Here is a 9,348-nt window from a genome sequence, read left to right on the forward strand (position 1 = left end):
TTCGTGTACTTATAGAATGTTGATGCCGGGCATGACCACTGCTGGACGGTACGACTTGGAATAAATCCGTTTCTGCGGAACCGAAAATCTAGTAAAATACTCCATCATTGCTTCCTTAATTTCTTCGAATGGGCTGTAAGGGGACCAGCCGACAGGCTTAAGGAAGCTGCAATTCAGCAGCGTATTCTCCTCAACCTCTACCGACAGATGCTTCACTACCCCTGCATTAGGAATACAATCCGTCATTTGAATGAGCGCTGACGCAACAGCCGAACAAGTCGTAGCATACGTTGAATGAATGAAACCGACCGAAATCTCATCTGCAGGCAGGAAGCGGACTGTGAGCTTATCTCCACTGATCTCAGCAGACAAGCTAATTTCTACCTCTTCTCCGCAAATGTTTTTAATCGTCTTAGTTATCGTTCCGGATGGCTCTGTAATTTGGCCAAGCAGCTTCGCAATGGATGCATCCGATTCTGACGTCCACTCTTTGGCGATCGTCGGCGTGTAATAGCTTTCCATCACTTTCGCCAGATCGAGGCTGATGCGAACCATTAATTTCAGATCGTTCTCCAAGAGCAGCGCCAGACGGCTGTTCAGCTTTTGCAGCTCGATCACATCTCTGTCGATCTGTCCCGAACGCGAAACCCGCAGCGGGGTCGTACGGACACCCTCTTGAAACAAATCCTTCGAGTAAGGGTAATAGTTTCCTAATACCATTCCGCCTACATCTGCCAACTGCGATCCGATTACGATATAACCTGCCAACGCGCCGGCACTGAAGAACGGGCTGGCCATATAGTGATCCTTCAGGTGCATCGTACCGGAGTACGGATCGTTGGTAACGACCGTGTCGCCTGATTTCAAAGCCGGAAACTGCTTAATTACGGTCTCAACATAGCTTTGAATGTTGTAGATATTTTTCATGCTGGTGCTGTAAATAAGGTTACCTTCTAAATCCGTCGCAGCGACGAATACATGATTCGGATCGACCATCTGTCTGCATGATAGATTTTTATAAAACTCGTTATAATAAGCAGCAAAGCTTTGCTTCAATTTCTCGCCGGAATCAGTTGCTGTTAACATGGAACCTAACATTACAACGCACCTCTTTCCTGTTTTATGAAGGTCAATTACAAAATCATTTCATACATTTGCTCTGGAGATACAACCACGTAGCTGCCAGGGATGACGACAATCGTCGTATGCGGCTCTTCAATAATAGCCGGACCTTCGATACGATCTCCTGTCACCATACGCTCACCATCGTAAACTGGCGTGTCTACGAAGCCGTTATACTCCTCGTAAAATACTTTCCGCGTACCCTTCACAATTCTCGATGTATCGTTATCAGAAACCGCATCTGTCTTCACATTCAGTTTGGAACGAATGCCCCACAGGTCGACTTGAATACCTAAAATCTCCGTTTCTTCTTCCGGTTTGTTGAAGGAATACAGCTGCTTGTGCATGTCATGGAATCTTTGAATCGTATTTTGCATGCCCTCTTCCTTCAGATAACCTTCAGCAGTCGTATCTCCCTCTACGACAATTTCATGCGTTTGTCCGGCATAGTGCATTTCAAACTTCACGACTACCTTCACTTCACCCAGCGAACGGATTCCGTCAATCTCCTTACTTCCTTCTGCAATAGCGTCCTGAATTAAGCGATTGACCTGTTCCAAATTAACCATGGAGCTGCGCGAGAAATATCCCCGCGTCTTGGAGATCAAGACGTCAGACATGACATCGCCCATTGCGCACAATACGGATGCGTTGCCCTTCGGAACTAATACTCGCTTCATTCCAAGCTCTGTTGCTTGGCGAGCTGCATGAATGGCGCCGGCGCCGCCAAAAGCAATCAAGTCGAAATCCCGTGGATCATAGCCTTGTGAAATCGAAACCTTCCGGATCCCGTTATTCATGCTGTTGTTGACGACGCGGAATATTCCGTTCGCCGCTTCTACAGTAGAAATTCCCATTGGCTTAGCGACGTGCTCTTCAATCGCTTTGGCAGCAGCCTCGTAATCCAGCTTCATCTTGCCGCCCAGGAACGAGTTAGCATCGAGCAAGCCGAGATACAAGTTAGCATCCGTAACCGTTGGCAGTTTGCCGCCTCGGCCGAAGCATGCAGGTCCAGGTACGGCGCCAGCACTTGCTGGTCCGACAGTCAGTCTGCCCGCCTCGTCGACAGAAGCGATACTGCCGCCGCCTGCACCGATCGTATGAATATCGAGTGTCGGAACCGCAATACGGTAACGATTCATCCATGCTTCTGTACTTACCGTCGGCAGTCCGTTCTTAATAAGGCACACGTCGTAGCTCGTACCGCCCATGTCAACCGTAATGACATTGCCGTTACCGGAATTCAATCCGATTTGAGCACCTGCAACTACGCCGCCCGCAGGGCCTGAGAGTACGAGATTGACACCGCTCTTGGCCGCTTGCTCGATGGGAAGCATCCCGCCGTTAGCAGACATGATGAAAATATCGCCGTTGAAGTTTTTCGATTCCAGCCTTGTTTTCAAGTTCATTAAGTAACGTGACAGCTTCGGCGTAACGTACGCATCGACAACCGTCGTACTCAGCCGCTCAAATTCGCGAACACGCGGCAAAATTTCATGAGAAAGCGAGATATGCAAATTCGGAGCCATTTCCTTAATGATTTCTCGCGTTCGTATTTCATGGACAGGATTCAGGAACGAGAACAGATAACATACGACGATACTTTCTACTTCTTGCTTCAATAGCGATTCCACGCTGCTGCGTACATCGTCCTCGTTCAGCGGTTCAACAATATTGCCCGCATAATCGATTCTTTCGCTTACCGCCATCCGCTTACGGCGCGGCACGATTGGATACGGCGGCTGAAGGCGCAGGTCAAATGCCGCCTCCTTATAGTTCCTCCGTAAATCCAAGATGTCACGGAATCCCTTCGTCGTCAGAATCCCCGTATTTGCTCCATTCATTTCGAGCATGATGTTGGTAGCAACGGTTGTACCATGAACAAGGTACTCGCATTCCGACATAAACTGCTCCACATCGGTCGACATTTGCTCAGCAAGCCTTCCCAATCCTTCGACAACCGCTTCGGATTGATCGTGCGGGGTACTCGGCACTTTTGCCGTAAAAATTTTCCCTGCAGCATCAATTGCGACAAAATCTGTGAAAGTTCCTCCGACATCCACTCCAACTGCATGCATCCGCGTTTCCTCCTCTAAATGTAACATAATACGTCATATAGTCTGACAACAACTTCCCATAAACCTGTCGTTGCTGTCACCTAGAATCCTAATACAAGATTATCGTATTGTAAAATTCTTAATATTAATCAAAAGTTAATGAATTTCTATCAAAGTAATTGTCATGTTCATGTTATACTTATTTACACAAAGAGAAATATAGTTACAATTACATTACACAATACCATACTGTATATTTTTGGAGGTGCCCCTTGAATTTCGATCAATTACAAACGTTTATCGTTGTATGTAATCATGGCAGCTATCACAAAGCTTCAGGGGAACTTTTTTTATCGCAGCCAACCATTACTCACCGGATCAACCAACTAGAAGAGGAGCTCGGTGCGGTTTTGCTCATACGAAGCAGGAAAGAGCTGAAGTTAACGCCAGAGGGGAAAATTTTTTTAAAACACGCCAAGACGGTATTGGATTCCATGGCCAACGGAATTGTAGAATTAACTTCTTACAAAAATAAAAAAATCAATAAATTAAACATCGCATGTACACGTACATACAGTGCCTATTTGGTACCGAGAATTATGAATATTTTTCTCAAGCATTATTCAGACGTTGAGGTCTCATTGCACGCGATATCAACCCGAAAAGCAATAGCTGGGCTCATTGAGGAAAGGTATCATTTTTCATTCGCCCGCTATTCCTTTGAACATTCGGAGCTGGAATTTCGTTTGCTAGATCAAGAACCGGTCTATGTTGTTACCAGTCACAATCATCCCTTCGCCCAAAAAAAACGTCTATCGATTCACGACGTGCTGGAAGAGCCATTAATTATGCCTACTGAAGGCTCGCAATCAAGAGAGTTTCTACAGAAAACGATTAATAAATATCCTGTGCCTTACAAAATCCGCTACGAAACGGACGATATCGAGTTAATTAAACATCTCATTATGAAAGGAGCCGGAATCAGCTTTCTGGAGGGCTCTTGTGTAGCGCAAGAGGTCAATAATAAACAATTAGCCGTACACCGGCTTGAGGAGGACCCGTTTCCTTTGCGCCCAACTTATCTCGTATTCAAGCAAGGAGCAGAAATGCTTCAAGCGGAACCATACATCAAGAGCATTATTGATTTGTGGAGCGGGGATGCAGAATAGGAGATGATACAGTATATCCAAAAAAAAAAAGCCGGAGCCCCGCAGTTAAGCGGACTCCGGCTTGTCGTCTTTCCATTAGCCTTGCTGTCCTTCAATGACAACGAGCAGCACTGCAGCAGCTAGCCCTAACCGGCGGTCCAGCTGGTTACCCTTGTCGAGCGAGAAGTCCAGATTCAATTTGCCGACCAGCGGATTCCAATCCTGCTTAAACAGCGCAACCTGTTCCCCTCGGATCTCGACATGGAACTTTTGCGGAATCAGATTGGTCAGGAATCTTCTAAGCAGCGCCATGAGCGGGCTATCCTCTTTAATAAGCCCGATCTCTGTCTCGTAGCGATCCATGATGACCCACTCATCCTTCAGCATCGACTTCATACCTTTGCGGCGAAGAGAGCCAATCCTCTCGCCCGTGGTCGAATCAACGACGTCATAGGTAGCGGCGAAATCAATGACGCTGCGCGCCTGAATAGAGATGAGCTCCTCCTGCATCGAATCATCGGCAAACAGCCGAATATCTTCTTTCAGTTTGAACGCTTTCATTTTCGAAAATAATACCGGCTGACCGCTGCTGTCAAAAATATCTATCTTTGCCCCCGCAAGCGACAAAATTTGTTTCCTGACGAGGTATTGCGTATGGGTAAATTTTGGATTCATGGACAACCTCCTGCGACTTTAATCATATTGATAAAATTCGACAGCAAGGTGGAGAATCCTTCCTCAGTAAATTCCATCTGTGAGTCAGAATCGAAAGAGGGGGACCTTAACGTAATTTTGAATATCTATCATTCAAATGCTGTGCCGTTTCAACCATTATTTTTATGCCTATTTCATCGACATGCCTGTTTCTCCAATTTTCTAGAGCTGTACCTTTAACCCACTGGTTAAAAGCGCCTAGAGCCGGACCGCAGTGAACTTGATAATCCACCTTATTGTGTTTGTCTCCATTCAGAGCAAGCCTGGTCGAGTATGCAAAGTACCATTTAAATATGAGCGCCATTTTACGTTTCGGGTTTTTTTCCGCTTTTTCGATCCTTTCAGCAGGATAATAAGATTTAATGTCCTCATATACATCTTCCATGCTTTTCTTAAAAAACTTTTCTTCGATATACTTCTTGGTTTCGTAATCGATCTCATCGATTGAATTGTAATGGCGGTAAAGATCATAAAGCTTATTCGCTCTAGCCGGGAAGAAGACTCCTTTTTTCATCACTTGAATCTGGGCTCCCAATTCGAACATATCTCCTGCCGGTGCATATTCTGTATCCTGTATGTTTAACTGCTGGAGCAAATCCTTGACCTCATCGCTTGTTCCCGCTTCAACGGTGCACTGATTAATGGAGCCTGTCATGATGAAATCCGCCCCCAACATGAACGCTGAAGCGGCTGCCTGCGGAGTCCCTATTCCACCGGCTGCTCCCACACTTATGCTTCTGTGGTACTTATATTGGGCCATCGCTTCATCTCTCATCTTAAGTGCAAGCGGCACTAATACGTACGCAACCGCTTTGTCGGTATGTCCGCCTGAATCCGCTTCAACGCATAGGTCGTCCGCCATAGGAATTTCCATCGCCATTAAAGCTTCATCCCTCGTAATCTTGTTGTCCGCCAGCAATTTATCCACGATATTCTGAGGAGCGGGACTTAAGAATGCTTCAAAAACCTCGGGCCGGGATACTTTTGCCAAAATCCTATTCTTAGGTACTACTCCCCCCTGACTGTCCCGTTTCAAGCCATTCAGCCTGTACCTTATTAAGGAAGGCGTAATACTCATAAATGCTGACGCTTCAATATTTCTTACCCTGTGCTTGAGGTACAAATCGACCACGCGATCTTCAATATCAGGGTGATCTGGCACATGGATCAGATTCATCCCGTAAGCCTCTCCGCTGTTCAATTCATTCTGAATATAGTGAATCGCATCCTCCAAAGCTTCTAGCTTCATCCCCCCAGCCCCGAAGAATCCCATCATTCCTGCCTTCCCTACTTTAACGACCATCTGCTTAGAAGAAATCCCCTTATACATAGAGCCTGTAAGATAGGCGTATTTTAATCCATAACGTTCTTTAAACTCTTGGTTGCCAAGAGACTCAGCGGTAATCGGTTTGTTAGAGGGCGAAGACGCTAATACAAGTCCCCGCATTGGTTCAGAATCCTCCTCACCATTAACTTGATCTGCATCTTGATTCTGCCCGTCATCCTCATCTTCGTCTGTCACCCGCAGCGGCTCTGCTTCTCGCTGAATTGTTTTAACCAGTGCAGATAATACGTTACCAGGTCCTACCTGAATAAATTGACTTACGTTTTTGCCCATTAAATATCTTATACTTTCCGACCACTTGACCGGGCTTACGATTTGATTGACCAACGTATTCCGCAAATCTTTATACTTATATGGTCTAGCATAGACATTAGAGATAACAGGTATCTCGATTTTCGAGAACTCAAATTGCGCTGCATAAGCCTCGAAACGCTCCCTGGCATACTCCATATACCTTGAATGAAACGCTCCGCTTACTTTCAAAATTACATAAGCTCTGGCTCCCGCATCCTCAAAAATAGCTTTAGCTTGCTCAATCCGGTGCTTCGGCCCTGAGATAACAATCTGTTGAGGGGAGTTAAGGTTGGCCACATCAATCTCCGATAGCTTATGATGCTTAATAATTTCTGTACATGTTTCTTCATTCAAGCCAATAACCGCCGCCATTCCACCGCCGGAGGCCCTTCCCATCAGCTCGCCTCTTTTGACAACCAGCTTCAACCCGGTTTCAAAATCAAATGCTCCTGCGGCGAGGAGAGCATTATATTCTCCCAAGCTATGTCCGGCAACATAATCGGGCTTTCTTCCAGTCTCCTTCAAGATTTTCAGATAGCTTAATGCATTTACAACATATAAAGCCGGTTGGGTATAATCCGTTTGCTGAAGTTGGTCGTTAGGATCCTCAAGGCACAGCTCCTCAATGGAATAACCAAGAATGTTATCAGCTTTTGTAACCAACTCTTTAAAGTCATCAAAAAGTCCTTCCCCCATGCCTTTGATCTGAGACCCTTGTCCAGGAAACAGATATGCGATCATCAATCTTCCCTCTCTTCTTGTTGATAAAGGAGTTTATTGGGATATGCATAATAGATTCTGTAAATTTTGCAGATCACGTTTATACGGTGTCATAACGGAATAAAGCTGTGCCCGTCTGTCTGCGCCAAAATTGTATTTCACAAAATTAGATAGCGTACCCATAGGGCCAAGATCAATGTATATCCTCTCTTCCCCGTCTCCTATAACGTTGAGTGCGCGCCGAAAATGAATCGGATTGCGGACGACGTCCCATAGAAAACCGTTGTCAATCGTCGTCACATGCCCCCCATACGCAGATGAAATAATATTAATTGTTGGTCGTTTGATAAACATTTGCTTTAAAAAGTCTGTATATTCCAAAGCGATAGGATCGATGCGAGGTGAATGAAAAGCAAACTGGACTGGCAATCGCTGGCATATGACTTCTTTGGCTTTCAATACCTCTTCTATTATTTCAAGCTGTTCGCAACTGCCTGAAACGATAAAATGCGAGTCATAGTTAACAGAGACCAACTCCGAGTTGCTATGTAGCAGCAACTCGGAGTTATAAAGAGTGGAGTCGCCTATGACGGCCAGCATTCCCCCTCTCTGACAGCTTGCTTCCACCAATTGTGCTTGCTTGACAATGCATCGGATGGTATCTTCATCACTCAAACAGCCAGCTGCAGCGATTGATGCGCACTCGCCCAAGCTGGTTCCCAGAACGATGTCGGGAAATAGACCGTTTTCCAATAACACCTGGGTTAGAGCATACTCCACCATGAAAATGGCTGGATGGGTGTACAATAAGCTGTCAAACGGCTCAACGCTCTTCTTAGTGTCATCGTACAATACGTTTAGCACTGATTTTCCCGTCAGATCCGCATGTATTTCATCCAATCTGTTCATCCATTTCCGGAACACAGCATTCGTCGTATACAATTCTTTTCCCATGCCATAATACTGCGAGCCCTGACCCGAATACATAAAAACGATAGTCTTGTTCATTGTTCCCCCGCCACTATATATTGCTTCGATACGGTTTATTCTTTGTAAATCAGACATTTTACAGCAAATTGCGTACCATTTGCATTTGGGAAGGAGTAGGATTGCTTTCGTTCAGCACGTTCTCCATATGCTGTCTTATGGCAGGCTTGAATTTTGGTTCTGTTATAATGTAGAGCTGTCCGCTTATAATCCCTTCAAAAATCTGATCTGCCACATCCTCCGGATATAATCCATTCTCGACAGCCTTACGTGCCAATTGAACGATAGCATTCCTGTCAGGAGAAAGCGGGGGCGGATTGTGCAGCCCTGCCGGGCGGTTCCGCTCCGCATCCATGATCCGAGTGCGTACGAATCCTGGGCAGACGACCGAAACGCCGATATTGGAGCCTGTCAGCCGAAGCTCTTGGTACAGCGTTTCAGAAAGGCTTAACACAGCATGCTTCGTTGCGCTATATATTCCGTTGCCAGGGCCGGACAACAGACCTGCAATGGATGCCGTGTTGACAATATGGCCTTCCGACTTCTGCTGCAGCATGATCGGAACAAAAGCTTCAATGGCATAGAGCAGTCCCCACATGTTAACGTTGATGACCCACTCCCAATCCTCTACCACGTTCTCCCATAACAAACGACCTGTACCAGCATCGACCCCTGCATTGTTGAACAGGAGATGTACAGCCCCGAACGTCTGAATCGTTTGTTCCGCTAATGAACGAATATCAGTATGCTTCGAAACATCTGTCACAACGGATAGCGTTGCAGCCCCCATTGCTTTCAATTCATTTGCTGCCTTATTGAGCGCCTGCTCCTCAATATCGGCCAGAACAACCTTCATCCCCTCATTGGCGCAGCGGTTTGCAATAGCACGGCCAATACCGCTTGCTGCTCCGGTAACGACAGCTACCTTCTCTTTAAATTCCTTCATATTCCCCTCCTAGAT

The 9,348-nt window shown here is 46.0% G+C and carries 7 protein-coding genes; 1 reads left to right on the forward strand and 6 read right to left on the reverse strand.

Annotated elements, in window-relative coordinates:
* Nucleotides 1-9: 9 nt before the first annotated feature.
* Together PXY01_RS05380 and PXY01_RS05385 are read right to left on the reverse strand one after the other, a co-directional pair.
* Nucleotides 10-1,098: a hydantoinase B/oxoprolinase family protein gene (locus PXY01_RS05380; protein WP_127568027.1), complete on the reverse strand. Its 1,089-nt coding sequence runs from the start codon at nt 1,096-1,098 to the stop codon at nt 10-12.
* A 35-nt stretch (nt 1,099-1,133) separates the two neighbouring features.
* Complete coding sequence (locus tag PXY01_RS05385) at nt 1,134-3,200, reverse strand: hydantoinase/oxoprolinase family protein (protein WP_164744307.1); 2,067 nt, start codon at nt 3,198-3,200, stop codon at nt 1,134-1,136.
* Nucleotides 3,201-3,451: 251 nt separating this feature from the next.
* Here PXY01_RS05385 and PXY01_RS05390 point away from each other — a divergent pair, with 251 nt between their 5' ends.
* Nucleotides 3,452-4,348, forward strand: a complete 897-nt coding sequence (locus PXY01_RS05390) for a LysR family transcriptional regulator (RefSeq protein WP_164744308.1) — start codon at nt 3,452-3,454, stop codon at nt 4,346-4,348.
* A 75-nt stretch (nt 4,349-4,423) separates the two neighbouring features.
* On the opposite strand, the gene PXY01_RS05395 is transcribed toward PXY01_RS05390, so the two are convergent.
* The 4 genes from PXY01_RS05395 to PXY01_RS05405 all read right to left on the reverse strand — a co-directional run bounded on the left by PXY01_RS05395 (nt 4,424) and on the right by PXY01_RS05405 (nt 9,333).
* Complete coding sequence (locus tag PXY01_RS05395; protein WP_127568033.1) at nt 4,424-5,002, reverse strand: LURP-one-related family protein; 579 nt, start codon at nt 5,000-5,002, stop codon at nt 4,424-4,426.
* A 106-nt stretch (nt 5,003-5,108) separates the two neighbouring features.
* Nucleotides 5,109-7,421, reverse strand: coding sequence for an ACP S-malonyltransferase (fabD, locus tag PXY01_RS05400; RefSeq protein ID WP_178943797.1), 2,313 nt, complete (start codon nt 7,419-7,421; stop codon nt 5,109-5,111).
* Nucleotides 7,422-7,454: 33 nt separating this feature from the next.
* Nucleotides 7,455-8,408: an acyltransferase domain-containing protein gene (locus PXY01_RS22750; protein ID WP_178943796.1), complete on the reverse strand. Its 954-nt coding sequence runs from the start codon at nt 8,406-8,408 to the stop codon at nt 7,455-7,457.
* 58 nt (nt 8,409-8,466) lie between these two features.
* Nucleotides 8,467-9,333 (reverse strand): SDR family NAD(P)-dependent oxidoreductase, encoded by an 867-nt coding sequence (locus PXY01_RS05405; RefSeq protein ID WP_127568035.1) that lies wholly within the window; start codon nt 9,331-9,333, stop codon nt 8,467-8,469.
* Nucleotides 9,334-9,348 lie beyond the last annotated feature (15 nt).

Source organism: Paenibacillus xylaniclasticus (assembly GCF_004001065.1).
Lineage (GTDB): Bacteria > Bacillota > Bacilli > Paenibacillales > Paenibacillaceae > Paenibacillus_T > Paenibacillus_T xylaniclasticus.

Bases quoted from the DNA above. Each gene is read 5' to 3' on its own strand.
- PXY01_RS05380 (WP_127568027.1), bottom strand. From the start codon at position 1,098: ATGTTAGGTTCCATGTTAACAGCAACTGATTCCGGCGAGAAATTGAAG.
- PXY01_RS05385 (WP_164744307.1), bottom strand. From the start codon at position 3,200: ATGCATGCAGTTGGAGTGGATGTCGGAGGAACTTTCACAGATTTTGTC.
- PXY01_RS05395 (WP_127568033.1), bottom strand. From the start codon at position 5,002: ATGAATCCAAAATTTACCCATACGCAATACCTCGTCAGGAAACAAATT.
- fabD (WP_178943797.1), bottom strand. From the start codon at position 7,421: ATGATCGCATATCTGTTTCCTGGACAAGGGTCTCAGATCAAAGGCATG.
- PXY01_RS22750 (WP_178943796.1), bottom strand. From the start codon at position 8,408: ATGAACAAGACTATCGTTTTTATGTATTCGGGTCAGGGCTCGCAGTAT.
- PXY01_RS05405 (WP_127568035.1), bottom strand. From the start codon at position 9,333: ATGAAGGAATTTAAAGAGAAGGTAGCTGTCGTTACCGGAGCAGCAAGC.